A 24,750-nucleotide genomic window follows, 5' to 3' on the forward strand; every position below is an offset into this window, starting at 1 on the left:
AGTGCCGATGCGCATCCTGCTCCTCTGCCATAGCTTCAATTCTCTGTCCCAGCGCCTGCATGTGGATTTGCGCAGAGCCGGGCATGACGTGTCGGTCGAGCTCGATATCCATGACGACCTGACGCGGGAGGCAGTCGCGCTCTTCTGCCCCGATCTGGTGATCGCGCCGTTCCTGAAGCGGCCGATTCCGGCCGATATCTGGCGCAAGACGCTTTGTCTGATCGTCCATCCCGGCATCCGGGGCGACAAGGGACCGAGCGCGCTCGACTGGGCGATCCTCTTTGGGGAAGCCGTGTGGGGCGTGACTTTGATCGAGGCGCGCGAGGATATGGATGCGGGGCCGGTCTGGGCGTGGCGCGAATTTCCGACGCGCCGGACACGAAAATCCAGCCTTTACCGCCATGAAGTGACGGAAGCGGCAGTCGGCTGTGTCCTGGAGGCGATCGGCCGCATTGAGGGGCAGATGGGCGCTCAGCTGCCGGCAAACTGGGGCAAGGGCTCCACCCGGCCCGCCTGCCGCAAAGCCGACCGCACCATCGACCCGATGCTCCATACCGCCGAAGAAGCACTCAGGATCATCGATGCCTCGGACGGTGATCCCGGCGCGCTGATGACGATCGCCGGACAACCGTTCCTGGTCTTCGATGCGGCGGTCGCGGCGGGACTTTCCGAACGACCGGGCATGCTGATCGGCAGCTCGGGGCGGGCTGTGGCAATGGCCTTCCGTGAAGGCGCGCTCTGGATCGGCCATCTTCGTCAGCCGGGAGCAAGCAAATTGAAGCTGCCGGCGCTTCATCTTCTCGAAATCGAGGCGGGCCATCTGCCGGTGATCGATGGCCCCCACCCCTGCCGCTATCATGAGGAGAACGGCGTGGGTTTCCTCGAATTCCAGTTCTACAATGGTGCGATGTCGTCCGAGGATTGCGCTGCCCTGCGCGAAACGATCGTCGAAGCGAAGGCGCGTGCGCTGCCGGTGATGGTGCTGGAAGGCGATGCGGATTGCTGGTCGAACGGTATCCACCTTGGCATCATCGAAAACACCGAGAGCGCCGCGGACGAATCTTGGCGCAACATCAACGCAATGAACGATCTCGTGCGCGAAATCATCGATTGCAACGATTGTCTGGTGATCGCCGCCGTGCTCGGTAATGCCGGTGCGGGCGGCGTCTTCCTGTCGCTTGCCGCCGACGAGATCTGGATGCGCGAAGGTGTTGTTCTCAACCTGCACTACAAGGACATGGGCAATCTCTACGGCTCGGAATACTGGACCTACCTGCTGCCAGCCCGCGTCGGCGAAGAGCGTACCAAGCGTGTAACCCAGGCGCGGCTGCCGATGGGCATCGATGAAGCGCTCGAACTGGGACTCGCCACGTGCCGCCTGCCCGGCGAGATGGAAATCGCCCGCGAGGAGATCCGTCGCAAGGCCGCCGCCTTGGCGGGATCGCCCGACATTGCCGCTCGAATCGCCGCAAAGCGGCTGCGTCGTGCCCGGGACGAGGCGATAAAGCCGCTGGCTGCCTATCGTGTCGAGGAATTGCAGCGGATGCGAAACAACTTCTACGGTTTCGATCCCAGCTATCACATCGCGCGTCACAACTTCATCCACAAGACGCCCAAGTCGCGCACGCCGGTTACCCTTGCCGTCCATCGCGACAAGAGGGCCAGCGCTGACCGCGGGAGGAACAGGCGATGACAAATCGGCTCGCCACCATAGAAACCGAGATCCCACTGACGCGCGCGTGCAGATCGATCACCGCGTGCTGGTCCTCTATCCATCGTGCGAGGGAATGATGCACGACGAGTGCATGGTTGGCGTCGGGGGGCGTCTGACCGCGATGTCCCTGCTGATGCCGTATTGCACGCAACCGTCTATCAGCGTCTTGAGTTGGGGGTCGTGCGCAACTTTACGACCTACGGCCCGTCCTGCGCCGTTGCGCAATCACTCCATTGCCGGGAAGTACTTTCCTCCAATCAATCCCCCATCATACAACAGCAGCTTCCAGCGACTCAAGTCGGGACTGAGGCGCTCGGCAGGTGGCAGACCATTGGCACGACATCGCGAAACGATTCGGATCTTCCCTGGATCGCCGACGCGTCCAATCAGATGCGACGCCAGCCTTCATGAGATAGAGATTTCCATCAGGCATACAGGCCAATGCTATCATCATAGCTCCCTCGCCATGGATTACCCAGGCTACGATCAGCTTAAGGGAAAACATTCCGAATGCTAAAGGATTGACCTTGCAGGCGGGCAGCGATGGACCTTGTCTGCGACACCCTCGTCAGATGGCCACAGTCGCGGTAGATGCGAGGCGACCACGACTCCTACTTCCTGGACTTCATGACAGCGGACTCGGTCTTCAAAAATGGTTGACGCGTCTCGAAAACCGCAGCAAGACCTTGCCATCCCGTAATTCGCCGCTTGCCCCCGACTCAACTGTACCGCGATACGCCAAATACCATGTAGTTCCACGCTGGCGGTGCCACGCCACTATCCATGCGGGCCACAATCCGATTGGTATTGGCATCCCATTTGTAAAGGGACCAGTCCCAGTTGTAGACGGAGCCCGACTGCACAACAATGTAAGAACCGCAGCGCAGCCTTGCCGACGTCGAATTAGATCCAAAATCCAGACCAAGCGAGAAGGTGTGAACCTGCCGATTCTTGTTTCGGCTGGCCGCCATTTTGACGACTCCTTCAGCCAGTTTTGCGAAGGGCCTAATCGCAGGCTGAACAGCATCGAGCAAGGAAAGCCCCTGCTTGAACGTTTCGCTTCCGAGCACTTCGAGAACAGTGTCATCATACGAGCTACGGACGTTAACCGTTCGCCCCTCAAAACTAATCCCGTTCTGCCCGGCTGTTACACCTAAGAAGACAGGCAGAGACGACACTGAAGACCCTTGCTGGTCTCTCGCAACACAGGTGGTCGCGAACCGAAGTTCCTCGACCACACCCTGAGCCTGGTTCTTTCCGGCGAACTCGCAGAGAATACGGTGCTCACCTCCGCCCGGATAGTTTTCGACAAAGAAGCGATCCAGGGTAACCTTCAGTTTGGCATCCTTGAGACTTTCGTCCGCCTCGACGCTGCTTACGGGGACAATATCTGTCGAACCAGGCTCGAGAAACCCGTACACCGCATCCGTTCCAAGATAGACATATCTATCGAAGATATATCCCTGCCCCCCGGGTCCGCTCCCGGAAATCGCCATCGCCGCAGCGTGATCTTCAATTTCATACAGATACACCGCGATGTTGTTGGGCGTCTCGCTACCCAAGCTCAAATCCGGAGAAAACACTGTCATTGCCTCAACCTCACACGTGGAGCACGTACCCTGCTTGCAATGGCAGCACGAGCTTCTTGATAGATATCTGACCGGATCGTGTCGGCGACTTCGATCGTGACTGCGAGAGCGTACGGGACTTCTATCTGATTGAATGAGGATACCGACGCTTGACACTGAATACCGATCTCGAGGTCCTCGCCAACGGCAAATGGAATTGCCCTAGCCCCCTCGTAGATGGAATGGATAAGGGTCCCCTTCGAAGCGGTGCTTGAAGGCGGCTGCAGCACGTCCTTGCGCGCCACTCCGGACCAAAGATTCAAGCCTCCATCCGGTCCAGTAAGTTCAAGCTTAATGGCGCGATAGTTGCGTGCCTTTGGCCGTATCGGTGCAACCCATGCCAGCGTGGCAGTGATGCGTCGGAGGTCCGTTCTACTCGCAAGCTCGCTTGGCAGCGGGATTCGAAAAACGTCTCTCCTGCCGTGTTTGATCTCGGCAAAGCCCAGCATTGTGACGCGCTTTGAAGAACCCTCGATTATCCGGTCGACTTGCGTTTCACCGAATCCTATGAACCGAGCAATATTGGATCGGCGACGGCTCCAGGCATTCCCTTCCGTGGGAGGACAAATTCCTTCAAGATGTCGGCCGATTTCGCCCCATCCGCACCCATGGGCAACAAGGCACTTGACGATAGCCGGCTTGCACCTCAACAACCCCGGCGAAGCCGGTGGAATGATATCTTCGATAGCATCGACTATCTGAATCGCTGCGCGTGTCGCCAATGCGGCGGCATTGCTGGTTCCAGTAGAGCGTTGCGTCAGGTCGCGCCGCGCTCCGAATTTGTCGGGAGCCGCAGCCCGTTGACCGACTTGCGCCACCTCTTGTCCTGACACTCTAAACGGCGGTCCGGCTGACGGGCGGACAGCTTGGCGTCCGCCCGGAAATACCAGATCTGGTTTGACAGACCTGGCGACCCCGAGGCCTAGCCCAGACCCAACATTCGCCATTCGGAAGGAACCGTACGGATCGGTGGCGCCTGGCGGAAATGGTTCTGACGAGCAGTCATGGTGAAGCGCACCCACGGTGAGAGCATTGATCGATTCCGCAGGGCTGAGCATCGTCCTGTGGTTCTTCCACCTTTCCAAGGCCGTAAGCAACGCGTCGCGTCGTTGCTGTGGCCTGGCAGCTCTAAAGGCGGGAATGTCGGTGAAATCAGGAACCTCAAAGCCTTCATAGACGTTGCCCGCGCTCACCACGAACAGCAGGTTGTGCTTGCCTGCGAGATGATCGAGCAGCTTTGCCCAATGGCTCGGACGAGAGATGAAAGGTGCGTTTGCGTCTCCAAGGGAGTGATTTATCACGACCACTTCCTGCCCGGGCGCAGGTTGGCCCGGCAGCCCTTCCTTGATCGCCTGGACTGCTCGGTAAATGACGCCGATTGGCAGACGAAGGGGCGGGGTTCGCTCGTTGCCTCCATTTGGGTCGGTTGCAAGAACCGGAACGACGAGCAGCCTCCTGCCGAGACTTGGTTCCCCACCGTCCAAATCTCCGTGGAGAATGAGCGATGCCATCTGAGTTCCGTGATGGCGATGACGTATCGAGGCCATGCTCGGATCGATGTCGACCGGAAACACGTCTATGCGGTCCGCCAGCAGTTCGTGGTTCTCGATAGGGAAACCGTCAAGCAGAGCAGCGACTGGAGCGCGCGCGTCCGTTGGATCCAGATACCGCAGATCCTCTATCGGAAGGGGGGCCCGTTCCTCGACAATTGGCTGGATTCCGAACGATTGCGGCCTAATGCTCATGATCTGATGGGCTTGCGCGAGCAAACCGCTGCGTTCTGTCATCTCACGAACGCGCACCGCAGGCATTTCAACCAGAAGTGCGTGATATGCTGTTTCCGCGAGGTCAAATGCATCCTGGACAGTACCGGAGTGGGCTTGCACAAGTTGCGATATCGCAAGCTGCCGTGCTTGCCGCACCAGCGGATCCGACGAGAACCAGATATCAAGCTCCAGAAGTACATTTGCATTGGGCTGACTTGCGAGACGCTTTCGCAGATACGCAAGCGTCCGGTCATCCAGGCGATCTTCCACACCCCACGGCCTTATGTTCTCCAAGCGGTCGAATATTTTCCACCATTCCCCGAATCCATAGGGAGCGCTTGCATCGCTGCGGTACAGGTCCCAGTACTTCAACAGTTCCGCTAGGGATTCCACGCTGGGCATCGAAACATATAGGCGGGTGTCCTCGATGGGAGTTGCTGCGTCTTCCGGACCGTCTTCCTCCCCCTCTTCCTCCGCAAACGGATCGTCGGAATCCTCAATTTCTTCGGTGAGCCAGGTGAGTCCTATACGGCGAGCTTCGCGCTCGAAATCCTTAAGGGGTGATTTCAGTTCGAAGACGAGCGCGCGATCAGGCGCAATAGCGGTGGCGTCCGATGTAAAGCCGCCCTGCTCGGCGATGCCGCTCAAAACCGTGCGGATGCGTTCGAAACGGCCACCAAGGCGTCCTCGCTGCTGCTCTGGAGAATAGGAAGGCCTTTGGCGGCCGTCTGCCGTGCCGGGTATCCGCTTAATCGTGCTGGTGGAAGAGATCAGGAGAATCGGTCGATTGGCTGCCATTTACTTTATTGACTCTCCTCGCAGCACGCAGGCGCGCACTCCACTTCCGCACTGTCTGGTCAAATACTTTCGAATAACTTGGATCTTTCGTCAAAATAAGCCGACGCTTTATGTCAAGGCTGAACAGCTCAAGATCTGAGTAGTTTACTCCGGCAAATGCAGCAACAAGTTTCTCAACAGGAACGTCCTCACCCGCCCCAATGTCGCGAATAAACGACTTAAGCCATCTTTGGACCTGCGCCTTGCTGGGCAGAGGCAGCTCGAAATGAATCTCGAACCTCCTCCAGACGGCCCGATCGAGAAGCTCCGGGTGATTCGTCGCACAGATAACAAAAACGTGGGGTGGCAACGAATCCAATTGCAGCAGCAGCGAACTTACGACGCGCTTGATCTCCCCAGTCTCATGGATATCCCCCCTCTCCTTGCCGATCGCGTCGAACTCGTCAAAGAAAAGAACGCAGGGAGTTGTGGCCGCATATTCCAGGAGATCGTTCAGCTTTGCTGCGGTCTCACCGAGATAGCTGCCAACTATGGAATCGTACCGCACAACGAACAGGGTCAAGCCGAGTTCGCTTGCGACCGCCTCGGCCAAACTTGTCTTACCTGTGCCTGGAGCCCCCTGGAGCAGCATGGTGTGCCGAGGTTCTATGGAGTAGGAGCGCAGCAGTTCGAGTTGGCGGTGCTCTTCCACGAGATCATTCAGTTCGCTCACGACGCCCGTTGGCAACAGCAGGTCCCGAAAACGGCGCTTCGGCTCGATCTGGTGAAACAGCCCGCGAACATTGTCCGGCACTGAGAAGCGCGCGCTTTGTCCGACATACCCCATTTCACGTCCCTCAATGAGACTTGAAAAGCGTTTTGCGAGTGTATGCTGCTGTTTAGCGGCCGCTTCTTCAGCCAACGCACGAACCGTCCGCTTCAGTCCTGGGCCGTCTCCGGCAATGCCTGCGTGGGCAAGATTTAAGATCAGATCGCTTCGCATTTTCTCACTCCGCCAGCCTTGGCAGCGTAGATTGCCCTAGCCCAATTATCCATATTAGGCCTGCATCGGATAGGGCCAAGCTCGTCGATACAGAATTTTTAAGAAATCACTGATCCGAATGCCCATGGGTGCTCTCCCGCAATGCCGCTACACTTTCAATAAATCGCAGCAATCTCTGCGCGTCAGATGGCGTTTTGTCCCAGACAGCAATTATGGCCTCAGCGAGCAACCTCCCATGCTGGCAGCTAGCGGAACTGTCGGGATTGACTGCAAGGCCAAGCGCGTTGCAAATTCGCATCGTATTCTGACTAACCGTGCGGAAACGGCCACGGCATACTCGACTGACTTGGCTTACATGCACACCCGACTGACGCGCCAAATCTGCGCAAGATAGCTTGCGTTTCCGACGCTCCGAGTCGATCTGCGTGGCGATCTCAATTGGATTGAATTCAATCACGGACATAAGGAGAAGAATATCAGATAATTGCAAATTGGCAATCATCTGATGGGTTTCCTAATATCAGAGATCAACACAAACACGCGTCCGACGGTTTCAAAATGCGCTTGGCTGCGTCGTCTCATTCCTTGGGGTGTGTCGTTGTGGGTACAGGGACTTCGGCCAAGCGCGGTGAGACTGACTAGATCGGCCAATGAAAGGCATCAACATGTCCGAAAGCATCCCTTCCACAGCACAAGGCACCTAGCCTCATGAGCAGCGTCCGGTGTCTAGATCTCCGTCAGCTCACCGGCACGGAACAGCCGGGCAAGTTTCTCGGCATCGCGGAGGTTCGTCTTGACCCGATCGCCAGGCTTGCGCGGGATCAGAGAAGGAGCAATCACGGCGCACTCATAGCCAAGCGCCTCGATCTCCCGCTTCAGACCGTATCCGGTGGGTCCAGCCTCATAGCAAAATTTCGATTGTACACCCGGGCGTCCGAGCTTACGGACGAGGCAGCGTACTGGCGCACTATCGGAGGATATCTCTCCGACATATCGAACCTCGCCGGTACGCCCGCTCTCGGCTAGCAACAGCACGCCGATCCGTCGAAACATCCAATCCCCCGCCGGCGAGAGCGCCCCAGCCAGCTCCATCAGCCCGAGCGCGTCATCAAATTCGCGCGAGCCGCTCCTGGAGTGCCTGGCGATCGGCGACCAGATTGTCGAGGTGCAGGGACTCGCGCCGCAGCCGCGGTTCTTGCGCCAACCGTCGAGCCAGCTCCCGCGTGGCCTCCAGCATGAAGACGCCGCAATCATAACCGTTGTGCTGTTTGGCCATGCGCACTGGCCGCAGGCGGGCGCCCAGCCTTGCTGCGAACTCCGTTGCAATGGGGCGGTGGTACTCTCCCAGCGAGTCGTAGTGATAGCCGACCGGGTTTTCCCGGTCGCGGCGATCAACGAGCAGCAGCGACCAGTGGCTGCCACTATCAGGAACGCCAGCACGGCCATCGTTCACTGGCAGGAACAGGAAGTCGGCCGTATCCTCCTCATTCTGATTATGGACTATGCGCTGGAATTCGCCGAGTGCATCGCGCTCGGGGATCAAGCGCAGTTGATATGATATGAGGGGATCCACGAGGCGCGTCCGGGCAGCCAGATCCGGAGAACGTCCCTGCAACTCCTGGCCCAGGAGCCCGTAATCCGCAGTGATATGGGCGTCGGTCAGCCAATCGGTGGGGCCGAGCGCCGGCCGATCCTGCGGTGCGCTGCCCGAGCCAGAGGCCGGTTCATCCGTCTGGGCAACTCGAGCGTGAGGGGTGGGAAGAATGCGCCCGTCCGGCTCCCGCGCCGTGGAGGTGGGCTCACCGTTGACAGTTTGCGCTCCTGGCACATGTATCCGATCGGCTTCCTGTCTGGCAGGGCCGCGGTCCACGCCCGCCTCGGGGCACAGGTGGGCGTGCAGGGCGCTCACGCATGGATCGACGTTCTTTCTATCTTGCTGGTGGGGTGGGACGACGGTGATATCGGCTTGTGCATAAAACGGCCTGCGCTCGCTCAACAGTCTGGCGATCTTCTGCTCCGGGTTGGGGCCTTGCAGCAGCGGGCGGCTGGTATCGTTCCTGGTGCGTTTTTCGATCACGTCGAGCCTGGTGTCGAGCCAGATCGAGACCGCTTTCTCGCCGATCAGGTGACGGCTCTGCTCACGCATGAACGCGCCGCCACCGGTCGCGATCACGGCAGGCCCTTTCTGGAGCAAATCTGCGATCACACCTGCCTCCATGTCCCTGAAATACGCCTCGCCATTGGTAGCGAAAATCTGCGTTATCGAGGTGCCGGCCTGCTTCTGGATTATCTTGTCGGTATCGACGAAGGGCAGCCGCAGCCGCCTGGCGAGAGCCGGGCCGATGCTGGATTTTCCGGCACTCGGCATGCCAACCAGCACGACCGGCCGTCCATTGAGGGCGGCAAAGATCTCCTTTGCGACCGGTGACCTGGCGGTCTGGGGTGGTCCTGGCTGTTCGGCCGCGCGCACCCCAAAGCTGGCGAGACTGGTTCCGCCCGTTGTCCCCTCTTCGGTTCCCCAGTGGGGGATGTCCATGGCGCCATCGGGGGTCGCAACTTGCTTGCAGGCTCCTCGCACGCGCTGGACGAGTTCACTGGCCTTTTCCAGTCCATCCCCGCCTGCTTGCTGCTGAAGCGCGAAAAGCTCCTTGTAGGTATCGTGATTGTCAATCTTGGCCTGGTAACTGCCTGGCGTGTGGAACTCCAGCTGGAAGCGGTAACCATCCGGCGTGGTGAGCACGCTCTGGATGCCGACAAAACTGGGATTCCGCGTTCTGAACCAGTTGGTGGTCTGGAGTTCGGAGTAGCCCCGCTCATCGAAGGCCAGCATGGCTGCCTTGAAGGCGCGCGTAAAATCCTTGTCAGGGACTTCGAAGACATGGCGCACGGCGCTGCTGAGCAGCTGTACATCGCTGCTGCTCGGGGCGCTTATGCCGGTGAGATGGGCTGTCATGGAGGCTGCCGACTTCAAGCGGAGCTTCATATGAGGCATGTTCACCTGGATGCCAGCTGTTGCCAGGCTGGTGGCCACGTCGAGCGCTGCCGCGGTGATTGCCTCTTCTTCCTCCCTGGCGCGGGCAGCCTCAATGTTGGCGCGCCGGGATGCCTCCTCGCGGCTCAGCGTCATCGTCGCGCCGTCCGCGGTGCCAAGGTGCAGGCCAGACGGTTTGGGCAAAATGCCCTGCTCCGCAGCGAGCTTGATCGAGGTCTCCATGATTGAAGCCGTCAGCGTGGGATTGTCCTTCAGGTCCTCCAGGGTCGCATCGACATCGAGCCTGCCCCGGTTGAGGGTCGCAGCCAGACCCTTGACGTAGGGCACGGCCTTCAAGCCCGGCGTCTGATGCAGCAGCCGCTGCAGCTCCTCGCTCTTCTTCATGAACAGGCGGGCGCCAGTGTCGGATTTATAGGCGTCGGTGCCGACCTTGACGCCGAGGCTCAGGAGATTGTTTGCGCTTTCGACGAGGTCGTCGGGATTGTAGCCATCCGGGCGGGGATCGATGCGCGCAGGACAGTGGTTGAGCAAAAGCTGGACGAGCTCGCGTGGCTGGGGAGTTGCCGGGTAGGCCTCAGCCAGATCCGGGAACAGGGCGCACAGCGCAGCGCTGAGCCCTGGGTTTGCGTCGTTCACGCTTTCGACTGTTTCGGGCCGGCGTTGCTCATCCGGCTTGACCGCCCATGCCTCCAGGGCGGAAATGAGCAGAGCGGCCATTTCGCGGGCGACCGGATGTCTGGCAACCTCGATCTCGTGTCTCGCAGTGTCGAGTTTGTCCTGGATATCCTGCCGGCTCGCCTGTTCCTGGTCTAACAGCTCACGAAGGCCGTGCCTGAGCTCGGGGTTGACGCCCTCGTAGGTGCCAAAGATGGCACGCTCGGCAAACCATTGTCGTGCCTCATGGGGCTGCGCCAGAAAGTTTCGCTGCAGGCTGGTATAGGTTTCCAGGACGTTCTGCGTGGCAGCCAGGATCTGGCTGGCGCGGCTGAACTGGTAACGCTCGCCGTCGATGGCCGGAGTGTGCGACTTCGGCGGCTTGAGCGAGCGCAGGCCGCGCGCCTGCTCCTTTTGATCGAACTCGCGCACATGCTCATAAAGCCGCGGCCGGTCGCCGAGTATGATGACGGTGTCGCCGTCGAAGTCGCCGTCAAGTTTTTTCTGTTCACCGGTCGGCACGGCAACCAGCGACCCCGGAGCAAACACCTCCGTCGCCTGCAGGATGCCGACGCAGTCGAGCGAGGTGTCCACCGTGACCCGGTCCTTGCTCGTGGTCCAGCTCGAATGGCTCTTGACGTCCTCGGCCGACATCACCAGCCCACGCTCGGCATAGTCGGCCGGCCACATCTCGTCGGGGACCACGATCAGAATGCCTTTGGCAAAGAAGGTCGGATCGGCGGCGGCCAATTTCTCCCCCGACTTCTGGGCGACATTAAAGCTGTATTGGATGGCCACGCACTGATCCAGGAACCCTGCCGTCGGGTCCCCGTCAACCGCCGACCTGACCTGCCCGGCGGCAAACGGGCGCAGGTTCGGCTTGTCATAGGGCGAGCGGCCGATCAGCACGCCGTCCCTGCCCGTCAACGTCTCGCTCTTGAGCGTCGGCACGTGGACGCGGCCATCACTGGACGGCACGGCGACCGCGCCGGGACCGTCGATATGTCCGGTCGTCACGGTGCGAAACAGCTCTTCGGACGTCAACGCGCGCCCTTGCTGGCTCTCGAGCCAGGTCCTGGCCTTCTCGCGCGCCTCATCCGCCACCAGTTCGCTGCGCGGATAATGTTGCAGTGCCGAGGCAGGAAAGGACGATCTCCTTCCCTCACCAAAGGCAGCCATCCGATCGGAGCCGTTCCGGGGACCGGCCCGGCGAACAGCTGGCATGAGCGCGGCCAGCGAGGCCTTGATGAAGCCGCAGCCGTCATGCGGCTGCAGGGCGATCGGACCTGCCTTTCCGGTCAGCTTGAAGGGATGCTGTTCATTGGCCGGGCGGTCCGGCAGCAGCAACAGTTTGAAGGCGCCTTCCACGGCGTAGTCGTGAGGCCCCAGACCCTGGATGGCCGGTGGCGCGGCAAACCCCCGGCGCTGCGTGTAATAATAGGCCTCCTTGAACGGAGCCCAGGCGCGCGACAGCCTCTCGAAGTCCGTGCCCGCTGCCGTGTCACTATAAGGAATGGCCAGCAGCTTCCCCCCGGACGGCTCGAGTCGCCCGCCTGGCTGACGCGACGCGATCTGCGCCAGCGTCAATCTCGGCGGCTTCAACTTGCTGCCGCCAAACAGGTCCATCCGGTACGGCACACCCTCGACGGTGAGCGTGCGCGTCAGCATGAATGTGCTGGGCTTGCCTGGCAGTTGCACCGCGACCACCTTCACCGCCCCCGAGGTCAGGCGATGAAAAATCGAATATCGTGTCTCGGCCTCCGTGGCCACTGGTCGCCCCTGCATGTCCACCACCGGCAACTGCATCAGTCCCGCGTCACCCTGCGGCGGTCTGGGCTCGTGATCCATGGTTCGCAACACCTGATGCACGTCGAAGACCGATGCAGGATGCTGGGCGTGGACGGTTGCCGCATTCTGCTCCAGGAATGAATCTACCGCATCCAGCGGGTTATCGGCCTCGATTTCCGCGATCACGTTCCAGCTCATGTTGGAAAGATCGCGCTCGATAAGATCGCGGGTGCGGCCCAGGATGCCTCTGGTCTCCCGCTGCAACTTCTGCTGCCTGTTCCGCAAAACGAACCTGTCGCCCTCGACATAGGGGCGTCTATAGAGTCTCTCGAGGACCGCACGGGTCTTCAACACTTGATAGATCGACAGGGCGGGACAACGGCTCGAGCACGGTCCACGGGCCCGTTCGGCATCGCTTGCGTTGAGGTGCGCCTCGATCTTTTGCTCCACAACGGGTTGGATATCGTTGAGCAGGTTGAGTGCCTGCCTGCGGTGCCAGCGCAGCTGCTTGTGCGGGCTGCGCGCCAGCGGCAGCAGAGCGGCGCAGAGATTACCCACGGTTTCCAGGTTATTCTCGGCGGCAAATCCCGGCGCTCGATGCAGTTCCTGAAGGCGATCCAACCCCGTGCGTGCGAGCAACCCGAGATCGTCAACCAGCCGGGCCTTCGCCAGCGCTTTGAAAATGTTGGTGATCGTCAGAGCGTTGGCCTGCTCCAGGCGATCAGTGGCATAGTGAAGGTGGTGGGCGAGCTTGTGCAGCCGGTCCTTCAGCAGAGCGGTCTCATTAATCTCTCCGGCGTCCTCTCCCTTCATGACGCCCCGCGCCAAATCATTGGCGATAGTGCCAAGCGCAGCTGTGGTAAAAACTCCGAATCGGAGGCTTGCCGAGCCGAGTCTGTGCGCGATGTCAATTATCGCCTGATGGCACGCCGCCTCTTCCGGCCACTTGCTGAACCCGTTTGACAGGTTCGCCATGTCCTGGGGAGTAAATTCAGAGAGTTGGTCGGCGCGGCGAAGCATCTCACCGGCGATCGCGACCGTGGCTTCGCGACAGTGGGTCCCGTCGAGCCATTTGCTGAAGCCGTTGACCAGGTTCGCCAGGTTCTGCAGATTAAAACCAGGGAGCTGGTTGGCGCGGCGGAGGACCTCACCGGAGATCGTGGCTATAGCCTCGCGACACTCCGCCTCTTCCGGCCACTTGCTCAAGCCGTTGACCAAGGTCGCCAAGTCCTGTGGAATGAAACCAGAGAGCTGGTCGTCGCAGCGACAGACCTCATCGGCGATCACGACAGTGGCATCGCGCGAGCTCTCCACATGCGGCCACTTGCTGAAACCGTTCACCAGGTTCGCCATGTCCTGCGGATTAAAGCCAGAGAGCCGGCCGGCGCGGCGGCGGACCTCCCTGGCGATCGCGCCTGTTGCCTCGCGACAATCCGCCTGTTCCGGCCATTTGCTGAAACCGTTCACAAGGTTCGACAGGTTCTGGGGAGTAATGCCAGATAGCTTGTTAGCGCGGCGAAGCACCTCACCGGCGATCGCGAGCGCGGCGTGACGCGTGTTCTCCTCTTGCGGCCATTTACTGAAGCCGTTCACCAACGTCGACAATTCCTGCGCATTAAAACCGGGCAGCTGGTCGGCGCGGTGATGGACCTCACCGGCGATTTCGGCAGTGGCGCGGCGATGGACCTCAGCGGCGATTTCGGCGGTGGCGCGGCGACAATCCCCCGCTTCCGGCCACTTGCCGAAGCCGTTTACCAGCGTCGCCAAAACCTGCGGGCTAAAACCAGACAGCTGGTCGGCGCGCCGACTAACCTCACCGGCGATCGCGGCTATGGCCTTGCGACACTCAGCCTCTTCCGGCCACTTGCTAATGCCATTCACCAGGGTTGCCAGATCCTGCGAAACAAAACCAGACAGCGGGACATCGGCATGACCGGCGTGGCGGCCGACCTCACCGGCGATCGCAACTATGGCGCCGCGACAGTCCTGCGGCCATTTGGCCAAGCCGTTCAGCAGGATCGCAAGATTCTGAATGCTGAAATCAGAGAGCCGGTCGCGACGAAGCAGCTCGCCGCCGATAACGACTGCGGCTTGGCGACACTCTTCCGCTTGCGGCCATTTACTGAGGCCGTTCACCAACGTCGACAATTCCTGCGCATTAAAACGGGGCAGCTGGTCGGCGCGGTGATGGACCTCACGGGCGATTGCAACTGTGGCGCCGCGACAGTCCTGCGGCCACTTGCTGAAACCGTTCACCAGGGTCGCCAGATCCTGCCGAGTAAAATCAGACAGCCGGACATCGGCACGACCGGCGCGGCGGCCGACCTCACGGGCGATTGCAACTATGGCGCCACGACAATCCTCCGGCCACTTGCTGAAACCGTTTACCAGGTGCGCCAATCCTTGCGAAGTAGACGCAGCGAGCCGCGCATCGGGGCGGCCGGGGCGGTGAATGATCTCGATGGCGATAGCAACTATGGCGGGGCGACAGTCGTCCGGCCATTTGGCGAAGCCGTTCACCAGGTTCGCCAATTCCTGCGGATTAAAACCAGAGAGCTGATTGGTGCGGCGAAGGACCTCACGGGCGATTGCGAGCGCGGCTCGGCGCGTGTTCTCCTCTTGCGGCCATTTACTGAGGCCGTTCACCAACGTCGACAATTCCTGCGGTTTAGATCGAGAGAGCTGGTCGGCGCGGTGATGGACCTCACGGGCGATTGCAACTATGGCGCCATGACAATCCTCCGGCCACTTGCTGAAACCGTTCACCAGCAGCGCCAGGCTCTGACTGTTGAGTTCTTGAAGTATGCTTCTGTCGTCGCGGCAGACTTTGGCGATTCTGATCATGCCATTGCGGCATTCCGCTATCGGGGAATGCCGGCCAAACGATGATGACAAGAGCGAAAGCGCCTTGGGGTCGACTTGGCTGATTAGCGCATGATCAAGCTGCGCCACCCGAGCTGCCATGGCTCTGCAGGCTTCTTTACCCTCCTGCCCTCCAGCCTCCCGGCTCACTGCGTTGCATGTTGTGGCATACCCCCATGATTTCCAGGCGTCGATATCTTGCTCCAAGTTTGGGAGCAATTCACGCGTGAACCGGACGGCCGCCTTTTTCAGAAATATCGCGTGGTTCGGGCCGTCCGCTCTTTGCAGCGCCTTATCATGCTGCACCACCGCAGTTGAAAATCGAACGATGCCGCGGGCGTCATTAATCTCATGCAAGGCGGCATTCAGTTGTTCTTGCGCGATTGCGTTTTGGCTGCCTTGAGCCGAGACATCATCGGTACGCCACCTTCCTGCTCCTGCATTCAGGTTGGACACGGTTTGCCGACGGGGTGGTCGCCCATCTGCTTGCGAGCCTCCGGCGGCCTGATCGCCGCGCCAGGGCTCGCCGTCGGAATGCCAGGGGCTTTCTTCTGGGGCTGGCGCGTCATCCTCCAGCAGCCAGGAAGATGGACGACGACGCCCAACCGCACGCGGCAAAGCCCCAGGGATCACAGGGGGGGCAACTGAGGAGCTGGCAGGCCTGTCTCGAACGGCATCATCGGCAAGCGGCGGGCTGCGAACGGAGGACGTCCCTTCATGTTGAGGCTCAGAGCGCATCCGCGCCACGATGGAAGCGAACGATGGGCTGCCTGTTCCAGGGGCAAAACCTGATTCCGGGCGTGAGTTGCTCGATCCCCGCGCGTTGTCGGCTCTCGAATCCCTAATATGCGACTTCCCGCCTCGGCCAATGCCTGTCACTATCCATCTCCGATGACCACTTAATTGGAAGCTTCGCGTTCGCGGCATGACAACACAAACCGCACGTGCCCCTCGGCAACCTCGCTCCGCTCATTCCAATGCATCCAATAGGGTCACCCTCAACGACGGACGACACCATCGATCTTTCGCCCATAGCGCGGTCATCCTTGGCGAGGACGCGCTTTGATCCTGCACATAGCCTCCGTTGCTGACATACACCTGACTTGCACCCGCCGAGACAAGGACATTGCAATGCGCTGGTCCTTTACTGATGTAGGCTCGCGGGCTTTGACGCCCCGGCGGTGATGGCGCTGGGGGCTGGGCAGAAGATGTCGTGCTGCCCCTCACGTGATTTTGTTCCCGAATGCCCCAGCAAAAATGTTAACCGCAGCCAAGCCAGAGCAAGCGTATCGGATGTCCCGGTCCGTAATCTGGCGCGCCTCGCATTCGGCAGAGGCAGACGCGTCGACGAAGATCGGCAATATGCACCGCATTCACCATTCCGAGACTTGCCAGGCGTGGCAACTGATCGTTTACGCGGCACGATTGCCCGCTTTCAGGATTAGATAAACGAAGGCGAATAGCCGCTTGAGCAATAATCAGTCTGTGCCGCAGTCTCGGGTGGCTCTTGCCATGGCGACGCAGCGTGCCAACCGATCCAGGGTGGATGATTTTTTTGATGACAATCCCTTTCGGCGGAGTCATCTTCGCCTGTCGGCGGGTTCCTCGTCGCCACGTTTTGTTTCGTTCAAGATCTCAGCCCGCGGGAGGCCCAGATGATTGATCGTCTCAACCTTGACCCAGCCCTCTATCCGAGCGACTTGGAAAGTCTGAAGTCGGTTTTCGACCAGCTTTGCCAAGAGAGCCATATCCAGCCAGGGTCTCCAGAAGCCGAGAACGTTGCCTCTGACCTGGTTCGACTTTTCCAGGATGGACTTAGCGACGAGACCTGCCTGCTCATCGCAGCTCGGGCGCGGCATCAGGATTTGCGGCGGGCAGGCTGACCTTCCCTGCAGGCTCGCCAAATGCTAGGCCCCAAACGGCTCGTAGCGTAGCGGCATTCTGTTTGTGATTTCGGCGGCCTCAGGCGGCAGGAGTGCAATCCCGTCTGCCAGCGCAATGGCCATGAAACTGGCCGGGGATCCACGTTCAAGCATCTCAAGCACAGGTTCACCCGTTTCGGTGCGGCCGGAAATGCGGACAGCCACAAACTCGGTTCGGCCTTGCCCCTTTTTGTGGTTGAAGCCAGCCACCGCCGAGAACCACTGTGGCTGGGTTTCTGTAAGGCCGGCCAACTTTCGCAGGGCGGGCAGGACAATCTGCCGGAACGCCATCAGCGCCGCGTTCGGATTGCCCGGCAACCCGGCAAAAACCGTGTTCCCGATCCTTCCGACTTTCAGTGGCTTGCCCGGCCGCATCGCCACCTTGAGGACGTCAAGGTCGGCACCATGAGCCTGAACGGCCGCCACCATATGGTCTTCCTCGCCCGCCGAGACCCCGCCTCTGGTAACCAAGGCGTCACAGGACGTGACGGCGCGAGCGACAACGTCCGTGAGGAGACCTAGCCTGTCAGGGACCATGCCGAAGTCGACGATCTCTGCCCAAGGACAGCCCGCCAACAACGAACTGAGCATGATCTGATTGGAGTTGTAAATCTGACCGTGTTCGAGGGGTTCACCCGGGTTTTTCAATTCGGTTCCGGTCGAGAGCAGTCCTATCCGGATCTTTCGAAGCACCTGGACGTCGACGATCCCCACCGCTGCCAACAAGGTTAGATCCCTAGCTGATAGGCCCCTGCCCCGCCTTACCAGTTCCATGTCGACGCCGACGTCCTCGCCAGCAAGACGGATGTGACGGCCACGACGGGGCCGCTCGCATATCGTCACGACATCGCCAATTTGCTCGCAGTGCTCTTGCATGACCACAGCGTCGAAGCTCGGCGGAACGGGCGCTCCCGTGAATATTCGAAGTGCAATTCGTGGGTCGAGGTTCTCAAGAGCGCGTACGTCGCCGGCGACCACCCGTTCAGCCACAGGGAAGCTCCAAGGCCCTTCCCTCTCGAAATCCGCCGTTCGAACGGCAAACCCGTCCATGGCCGAATTGTCGAACGGAGGCAGCGGAATGGGCGAGTGTATATCGGCCGCGCAAACCCGCCCCAATGCTCCGGCAAGCGAAACCGTTTCCCTGTATCGAACAGGTTTGGCGAGCGCGATGGCTTTGGCTACCGCCGTCTCGAACGGGATAGCTTCGCCACTCTGCCCGGCAGAACAGTCGGCTTTCAAAACAGGTTTAAGCGCGTGAAACACGATCGCTCCTCCCTTGCGCTGTGCTCAAAACGCATGGCCTAATGTTTCTAACCTGACACACTCTTGAGATAGGCGATGACGTTTTTGACGTCGTCGGGATTCTTGAGGCCAGGGAACCCCATTTTATTGGCCGGCACTTTCGCCTTGGGGTTGGCCAGATATTCCATCAGGTTCGGCTCATCCCATACGAGGCCCGCAGCGCCCATATCCTTCATGGCTTTCGAATAAGAATAGCCAAGGGCGGTCCCTGCTGTCCGGCCCACGACGCCTTTCAAGGATGGCCCGACTTTGTTCGCTTCGGTATCAGCGTTGTGACAGGCAGCGCACTTTTTGAAAACCGCCTTGCCGCCCTCGATATCCTGGGCCCGCACAACCGGAGGCAGTAACGCCAAAACTATTGTGGCACCAACGAACAGATATTTCACGTAGGAACTCCCCCGTCCTCTCCTTAGACATTGAGGGCGGCCGATGTCGCCCAGCTTGCTCCAGCGATTCATGCGTTTCTCCCATTTGGCGAAATGCCGTTGCAAACAGCTCTGCAACGCTTGTGCCAACCGTAAAAGCCGGCGATTTCACTACGGGATGCGAACGGACCCCGCCTCCAACTGCCCACTAGGTCCGAAATGCGACCATGCTGCGCTGCCGAAGGTTCAGGAAGTCGAACAGCCCAAGGTCCCGCTCATTGCTAGACCGGGCCTGCGTTGTGAAGTGCTTGACGTGCAAAACAGAGTCCCTTTGGCCCGGCGGCAGAGCAGAGCCGGTACCGTGATTGCGATCGTCAGGGCGACGGAAGATTTCTGGAATGCTCTGCGTTGCATCTTGGTACCTCCCTTGGGCTCAGAAAGATTGCATGGCCTTCCGGAACTCGACTTCCACGGGGCTTTGCACCGGCGCCAAGTCACTGACTGATGCCGGCCACCGGGCCCAGACCGGCGGGATGCGCGTTGACATAGATGGAATAGAGCGACGTCTGGGCAGTGATGTAGAGGCGGTTGCGCTTCGGACCGCCGAAGCACAGGTTGGAGACGATTTCGGGAACCAGGATACGCCCGATCAGCGTCCCGTCCGGAGAGTAGACGCGAACCGCATCGGCGCTGGAGGCCCAGATGTTGCCATCGCGATCGACGCGGAACCCGTCGAAGAATCCTGCTTCGCATTCGGCCAGGGTACCGCGCGGGCGCAGAGAGCGGCCGTCCTCGGCGACATCGTAGATCTTGATCGCGCGCGGCAGCCCCTGAACATGGCTTGCGCCGGTATCCGACACATACAGGATGCTCTCGTCTGGTGAGAAAGCCAGGCCGTTGGGCTGAATCAGATCGGTGATGACGGCGCTCACCGCTCCCGATGCCTCGTCGAACCGGTAGACATGGGAGCCGCCGATCTCTGGTCTGGCAATCATGCCTTGGTAGTGGCTATCGATGCCGTAGACAGGGTCGGTGAACCAGATCGTTCCGTCGGATTTTACCACCACATCGTTCGGCGAATTGAGCCGCTTGCCGTTGACGGTTTCGATGAGGGAGCGCCAATGCCCATCATGCTCGAGCCGGGAAATGCGTCGAGCGCTATGCTCGCAAGCCACGACGCGGCCTTCCGCATCGAGCGTATGGCCGTTCTGGCTGTTGCAGTGCGTCTCGAAGACGCTAACGGAGCCATCGCCTTCGTCGTAGCGCAGCAGCCGGTCATTAGGGATGTCCGACCACAGCAAATGCCTTGCGGCCGGGATATAGACCGGTCCTTCCGCCCAACGGCTACCAGTCCACAGCCGTTCGAGCTTGGCATGCCCGATCGTCAACTTTTGGAACCGATCGTCCAGAATCTCGTAATCGCTCATATCATAATCCAGGATGTGTTCTATTGGTCACTTCGAAGGTTGCGCAGGGGCCCAGCCTTGCGGGCGACGGCGCGCTTGCGCTGGGCGTAGCCAGCGATGCCGATGGCGACGAGCAGCCCCACGCCGTTGAACAGGGGGCGACAAGGAACGAGCCCGCCAAACTGCTGGCTGCAGGAAATGTGCCAACGGCAACGATGATGATGCCGTTCATCGTGCCCAGACATTGACGCGCCCGGGCTTGATGGTGGTCGAGCCAAGAAAGGCCCCGACGGCAAAGCCGCCATTTCGCCGCGGGTTTCGATCGATTGGCCGGCCAACGATCATTTCCACCAGGTCATCCGCCCTGGTGTCAGCGACCTTCTTCTGGTTGACCAGCCTGCCGTCGCGCAGCACGGCGACGCGGTCGGCGATGCGGAAGATATCGTCGAGACGATGCGAGACATAAATCATGCCACGCCGCGCTGCTCGAGCGGGCGGCTGGCGTCGAGAACGCGCTCGACCTTCATCGGCAGGAAAGTTGGCCGACAGTGATTGAACTCTCGCTCTACGCGCCAGCCTACGTTGAGGGGAGGAACTATGCCCATAACGAACCCTGTTGGGTCTATCATATTGTCTACTTTCCTTCATTTCAGCCATGCGGGTCGTACAAGGAAGCCTTCACTGCCTTGTACCCGAGCAAGCCAAAATTCGTGCCACTTTGACCGGCTCTTTCGGACTGGCCGTCGGGCAGCGAGGATATTGAACTGCTCGGCGATCAACAGACTGCGATTGTAGGCATACCGCCCTGTCGCTTGCGCATCATGTGGGTCATCTAGATTCCAGAGAGGATTACCACGGCGCTCGCCCGCGACTTAGGCCGTGTGGACTCATTAGACCCTACAGGAGTTCGCCATCGCGGAACGCATGGACGATGGTACTCAAGTCGCTTCATGCAGGCGTCGCAATGCGATGCAAAATTGGCGATGCCGAAGGGCTCGATCCTCCCGATTTCGGTGTTCCCCTTTGACCTCCCAAGGCCCGGCTTATACCGGGCTTCTGGCCAGATGTGGCGCAGGTAGCCAAGCCGGAGTTCCTCGGCCGGGATGCGCGTTGGCGCCTCAAGTGGACCCATCCATTTACAGATGGCAATGGGCGTACTTCAAGATCTGTATCTTACGCTCTCCTAAGCATGAAGCTTGGGTATGTTCTACCGGCGCCCGACGATCCCAGAGCAGATCGGGGAAGATAATACCCGCTACATAGATGCGCTCGCTGCCGTTGATGGAGCGGAAGACGTTGGTGGATGGAGTGGATGATCCGCCATGCTTGCAAATCAGCTTATGTCCGTGATCGACGCTGCCGGACCAATTAGACGACTGAGACACTGCCCCCGGGCCGAACGCGCTTGACAACATGGCGCCAGCCAGTTCAATTCAGCGCATTCACCAGGGGAGTCCCGGCAAGGGGCTGAGATACTGCTGGCTTTCGCGGCGCAGTGACCCGTTGAACCTGATCCAGTTCATACTGGCGTAGGGACGGTGCAAGCGCTTTGCGGGAGTTGACGCCCGAAGACCTGTTTCGGAAGGCCAACCAAAGCGTCTTTTCATCCTTCCGGCACAGAACTGGGTCTCCAATGCAATGAGCAACGGAGCCTCAAGATGAATGCCCTCACCCCCACCGTGTCGACGGGACCACTGCCCGCCTCACGGAAGATCCACAAGCCCGGCGTCCTCCATCCGCAGATCAGGGTGCCGCTGCGCGAAATCACCGTCCATCCGACGGCGGGCGAACCGCCCGTCACCGTCTACGATCCGTCCGGCCCCTATACGGACCAGACTGTCGAAACCAGCATCGAAAAAGGCCTTGCCCGACTTCGCCAGGAATGGATTACGGCGCGAGGCGATGTCGAAGCCTATGATGGCCGCCATGTCCGGCCCGAAGACAATGGATTCGCGGTGGGCGAGCGCCTGACTCCGGAATTTCCCGTTTGCAACCGGCCGCTCAGGGCCAAGGCCGGCAAGGCGGTGACACAGCTTGCCTACGCGCGCGCCGGCATCATCACGCCCGAGATGGAGTTCGTCGCCATCCGCGAGAACCTTGGACGCGAGATTTTACGCGGCAAGCTGCAACGCGACGGTGAAAGCTTCGGCGCATCGATACCGGATTTCGTCACGCCCGAATTCGTGCGTGACGAGGTGGCGCGCGGCCGCGCAATCATTCCCGCCAACATCAACCACCCGGAGAGCGAACCGATGATTATCGGTCGCAATTTCCTGGTCAAGATCAACGCCAACATCGGTAACTCGGCCGTCACCTCCTCGATGGCCGAAGAGGTCGAAAAAATGGTCTGGGCGATCCGCTGGGGCGCCGATACGGTGATGGACCTGTCCACCGGCCGCAACATCCACAACATCCGCGATTGGATCGTGCGCAACTCGCCGGTGCCGATCGGCACGGTGCCGCTCTATCAGGCGCTCGAGAAGGTCGGCGGCATCGCCGAGGACCTGACCTGGGAGGTGTACCGCGACACGCTGATCGAACAGGCCGAACAGGGTGTCGACTATTTCACCATCCATGCCGGCGTGCGGCTGCACTACATCCCGCTGACCGTCGACCGGGTCACGGGTATCGTCTCGCGCGGTGGGTCGATCATGGCCAAATGGTGCCTGCACCATCACCGGGAAAGCTTTCTCTACGAGCATTTTGCGGAAATCTGCGACATCTGCCGTGCCTATGACGTCTCCTTCTCGCTCGGCGATGGTCTTCGTCCCGGCTCGATCGCAGACGCTAATGACGCGGCGCAATTTGCCGAACTGGAAACGCTCGGCGAACTGACGCAGATCGCCTGGGCAAAGGATTGCCAGGTGATGATCGAGGGTCCCGGCCACGTGCCGATGCACAAGATCAAGGAGAACATGGACAAGCAGCTCGCTGTCTGCGGTGAAGCCCCCTTCTATACGCTGGGGCCGCTGACGACCGACATCGCGCCGGGCTATGACCACATCACCTCAGGCATCGGCGCTGCCATGATCGGTTGGTTCGGCACCGCCATGCTCTGCTACGTCACGCCCAAGGAACATCTCGGCCTTCCCGATCGCAACGACGTCAAGATTGGCGTGATCACCTACAAGATCGCAGCCCATGCCGCCGATCTGGCGAAGGGGCATCCGGCGGCGAAAATCAGGGATGATGCCCTTTCCCGCGCGCGCTTCGAGTTCCGCTGGGAGGATCAGTTCAACCTGTCGCTCGACCCCGAAACGGCGCGGTCCTTCCACGACCAGACCTTGCCCAAGGAGGCGCACAAGGTGGCGCATTTCTGCTCGATGTGCGGACCGAAATTCTGCTCCATGCGCATCTCCCACGACATCCGCGCCGAGGCACAGAAAGAGGGCATGGCGGCAATGGCGGCGAAATACCGCGAGGGTGGCGATCTCTACATGGCGGCTGACGAGACCGGCGTACCGCTCATGCCAGAGGCGCCGGAACCGTCATGAGGGTGCTTGTCAAAGGGGCCGGCGTCGCCGGCCTCACCGCCGCCTTCGAGTTCGCCACTCGCGGCGTGTCGGTGACCGTTACCGAGACCAGGCAGACCCTTGGCGGCAATGCATCGTGGTTCGCCGGCGGCATGCTGGCGCCATGGTGCGAGCGTGAAAGCGCCGAGCAGCCGGTGCTGGACCTCGGACGCAACGCCGCCGACTGGTGGGATGCGGTACTGCCGGGTCAGGTGACACGGGCCGGAACACTGGTCGTGGCCATGCCGCGTGATGCCGGTGAGCTTGACCGGTTCGCCAGCCGCACGTCAGGGCATCGGCGTGTCGATGAAGATGAAATTGCGATCCTGGAGCCCGACCTCGCCGGCCGCTTCCGGCGCGGATTGTTGTTCCCCGATGAGGCTCATCTCGACCCGCGCCAGGCGATGGCAGCACTTCATGACAGACTCGCGGCCATGGGTGTCAAGTTCCGCTTCGGCGCCGACGCCAGGCATGGTTCCGGTTTCAATCGCCAGATCGACTGCACGGGTATGGGCGCCGTCGACGACAGGCTGCGCGGTGTTCGCGGCGAAATGCTGATCCTGCGCACCGCTGATATCTCGATGTCGCGACCGGTCAGGCTGCTGCATCCGCGCTTTCCACTCTATGCAGTGCCGCGCACCGACCACAGTTTCATGATCGGCGCGACGATGATCGAGAGCCAGTCCGCCGGACCAGTCACGGCGCGTTCGATGATGGAGCTACTGGGTGCCGCCTATGCCCTCCATCCGGCCTTTGGCGAGGCCAAGATCGTTGAAACTGGTGTCGGCGTTCGTCCAGCCTTTCCCGACAACCTGCCGCGCGTCGAGGCCCGTGGAACTACCGTCGCGATCAATGGACTCTATCGCCACGGTTTTCTTCTCGCCCCCGCCATGGCGCGCCAGGCTGCCGACCTGGTTTTCAGTCAAGACAGAACCAAGGAGCTCGCTCATGAAACTGACCGTCAACGGCGAAGCGCATGAGGTTGCCGCCGCCACGCTGGCCGAACTGCTTGCCGCGCTTGACTATGAGGGCGATTGGCTGGCAACGGCGGTCAACAGC

At 60.4% G+C, this 24,750-nt stretch carries 13 protein-coding genes, 4 pseudogenes and 1 riboswitch; of the genes and pseudogenes, 6 read left to right on the top strand and 11 right to left on the bottom strand.

Annotation, left to right across the window (positions count from 1 at the left end; all coding sequences use genetic code 11):
* Nucleotides 1-7 precede the first annotated feature (7 nt).
* Nucleotides 8-1,693, top strand: coding sequence for an enoyl-CoA hydratase-related protein (locus tag ABID19_RS32725; RefSeq protein ID WP_263806763.1), 1,686 nt, complete (start codon nt 8-10; stop codon nt 1,691-1,693).
* A 740-nt stretch (nt 1,694-2,433) separates the two neighbouring features.
* Here ABID19_RS32725 and ABID19_RS32730 read toward each other — a convergent pair.
* The 6 genes and pseudogenes from ABID19_RS32730 to ABID19_RS32755 all read right to left on the bottom strand — a co-directional run bounded on the left by ABID19_RS32730 (nt 2,434) and on the right by ABID19_RS32755 (nt 15,640).
* Entirely contained in the window at nt 2,434-3,303 is an 870-nt protein-coding gene (locus ABID19_RS32730; RefSeq protein WP_263806762.1) for a hypothetical protein, read from the bottom strand.
* Nucleotides 3,300-5,906, bottom strand: coding sequence for a S8 family peptidase (locus tag ABID19_RS32735; RefSeq protein ID WP_263806761.1), 2,607 nt, complete (start codon nt 5,904-5,906; stop codon nt 3,300-3,302). The genes ABID19_RS32730 and ABID19_RS32735 overlap by 4 nt, the downstream gene beginning before the upstream one ends.
* Nucleotides 5,857-6,888 (bottom strand): AAA family ATPase, encoded by a 1,032-nt coding sequence (locus ABID19_RS32740; RefSeq protein WP_263806760.1) that lies wholly within the window; start codon nt 6,886-6,888, stop codon nt 5,857-5,859. Before ABID19_RS32740 ends, ABID19_RS32735 begins: the two co-directional genes overlap by 50 nt.
* 106 nt (nt 6,889-6,994) lie before the next feature.
* The gene (locus ABID19_RS32745) at nt 6,995-7,390 is read right to left on the bottom strand and encodes a helix-turn-helix domain-containing protein (protein WP_263806759.1); all 396 of its coding nucleotides are present in this window, start codon (nt 7,388-7,390) and stop codon (nt 6,995-6,997) included.
* A gap of 227 nt (nt 7,391-7,617) precedes the next feature.
* Nucleotides 7,618-7,945, bottom strand: a pseudogene (locus ABID19_RS32750) (IS110 family transposase); the annotation flags it as partial.
* Between the two features lie 51 nt (nt 7,946-7,996).
* On the bottom strand, nt 7,997-15,640 hold the full coding sequence (locus ABID19_RS32755) for a shikimate kinase (RefSeq protein WP_263806758.1): 7,644 nt from the start codon (nt 15,638-15,640) through the stop codon (nt 7,997-7,999).
* 1,199 nt (nt 15,641-16,839) lie between these two features.
* On the opposite strand from ABID19_RS32755, the gene ABID19_RS32760 reads away from it, so the two are divergent.
* Entirely contained in the window at nt 16,840-17,067 is a 228-nt protein-coding gene (locus ABID19_RS32760; RefSeq protein WP_263806757.1) for a hypothetical protein, read from the top strand.
* 24 nt (nt 17,068-17,091) lie between these two features.
* Here ABID19_RS32760 and ABID19_RS32765 read toward each other — a convergent pair whose 3' ends face one another.
* From ABID19_RS32765 to ABID19_RS34420, 5 genes and pseudogenes are all read right to left on the bottom strand, one after another.
* A complete protein-coding gene (locus ABID19_RS32765; protein ID WP_263806756.1) occupies nt 17,092-18,369 on the bottom strand; it encodes a molybdopterin molybdotransferase MoeA in 1,278 nt (425 codons plus the stop codon).
* A gap of 47 nt (nt 18,370-18,416) precedes the next feature.
* Nucleotides 18,417-18,866 carry a c-type cytochrome gene (locus ABID19_RS32770; RefSeq protein ID WP_263791801.1) on the bottom strand — a complete coding sequence of 150 codons (450 nt, stop codon included), beginning with the start codon at nt 18,864-18,866 and terminating at the stop codon, nt 18,417-18,419.
* 401 nt (nt 18,867-19,267) lie between these two features.
* Nucleotides 19,268-20,200: an SMP-30/gluconolactonase/LRE family protein gene (locus tag ABID19_RS32775; RefSeq protein ID WP_263806755.1), complete on the bottom strand. Its 933-nt coding sequence runs from the start codon at nt 20,198-20,200 to the stop codon at nt 19,268-19,270.
* 20 nt (nt 20,201-20,220) lie between these two features.
* A pseudogene (locus ABID19_RS32780) lies at nt 20,221-20,470 on the bottom strand (ABC transporter permease); the annotation flags it as partial.
* A 30-nt stretch (nt 20,471-20,500) separates the two neighbouring features.
* Nucleotides 20,501-20,761, bottom strand: a pseudogene (locus tag ABID19_RS34420) (sugar ABC transporter ATP-binding protein); the annotation flags it as partial.
* A gap of 484 nt (nt 20,762-21,245) precedes the next feature.
* Here ABID19_RS34420 and ABID19_RS32785 point away from each other — a divergent pair.
* From ABID19_RS32785 to ABID19_RS32800, 4 genes and pseudogenes are all read left to right on the top strand, one after another.
* On the top strand, nt 21,246-21,428 hold the full coding sequence (locus ABID19_RS32785) for a Fic family protein (RefSeq protein WP_354494714.1): 183 nt from the start codon (nt 21,246-21,248) through the stop codon (nt 21,426-21,428).
* A gap of 188 nt (nt 21,429-21,616) precedes the next feature.
* Nucleotides 21,617-21,733, top strand: a riboswitch (TPP riboswitch).
* A 104-nt stretch (nt 21,734-21,837) separates the two neighbouring features.
* Entirely contained in the window at nt 21,838-23,673 is a 1,836-nt protein-coding gene (gene thiC, locus ABID19_RS32790) for a phosphomethylpyrimidine synthase ThiC (RefSeq protein WP_263806754.1), read from the top strand.
* Nucleotides 23,670-24,671, top strand: coding sequence for a glycine oxidase ThiO (thiO, locus tag ABID19_RS32795; RefSeq protein ID WP_263806753.1), 1,002 nt, complete (start codon nt 23,670-23,672; stop codon nt 24,669-24,671). Before thiC ends, thiO begins: the two co-directional genes overlap by 4 nt.
* Nucleotides 24,640-24,750, top strand: a pseudogene (locus tag ABID19_RS32800) (sulfur carrier protein ThiS); the annotation flags it as partial. The gene thiO and the pseudogene ABID19_RS32800, both read left to right, overlap by 32 nt.

Origin of the sequence: Mesorhizobium robiniae (genome assembly GCF_040545535.1) — a bacterium.
Taxonomy (GTDB): Bacteria; Pseudomonadota; Alphaproteobacteria; order Rhizobiales; family Rhizobiaceae; genus Mesorhizobium; species Mesorhizobium robiniae.

Coding starts and splice junctions, on each gene's coding strand:
- ABID19_RS32725 (WP_263806763.1), top strand. CDS start 8: ATGCGCATCCTGCTCCTCTGCCATAGCTTCAATTCTCTGTCCCAGCGC.
- ABID19_RS32730 (WP_263806762.1), bottom strand. CDS start 3,303: ATGACAGTGTTTTCTCCGGATTTGAGCTTGGGTAGCGAGACGCCCAAC.
- ABID19_RS32735 (WP_263806761.1), bottom strand. CDS start 5,906: ATGGCAGCCAATCGACCGATTCTCCTGATCTCTTCCACCAGCACGATT.
- ABID19_RS32740 (WP_263806760.1), bottom strand. CDS start 6,888: ATGCGAAGCGATCTGATCTTAAATCTTGCCCACGCAGGCATTGCCGGA.
- ABID19_RS32745 (WP_263806759.1), bottom strand. CDS start 7,390: ATGATTGCCAATTTGCAATTATCTGATATTCTTCTCCTTATGTCCGTG.
- ABID19_RS32760 (WP_263806757.1), top strand. CDS start 16,840: ATGATTGATCGTCTCAACCTTGACCCAGCCCTCTATCCGAGCGACTTG.
- ABID19_RS32770 (WP_263791801.1), bottom strand. CDS start 18,866: ATGAATCGCTGGAGCAAGCTGGGCGACATCGGCCGCCCTCAATGTCTA.
- ABID19_RS32775 (WP_263806755.1), bottom strand. CDS start 20,200: ATGAGCGATTACGAGATTCTGGACGATCGGTTCCAAAAGTTGACGATC.
- thiC (WP_263806754.1), top strand. CDS start 21,838: ATGAATGCCCTCACCCCCACCGTGTCGACGGGACCACTGCCCGCCTCA.
- thiO (WP_263806753.1), top strand. CDS start 23,670: ATGAGGGTGCTTGTCAAAGGGGCCGGCGTCGCCGGCCTCACCGCCGCC.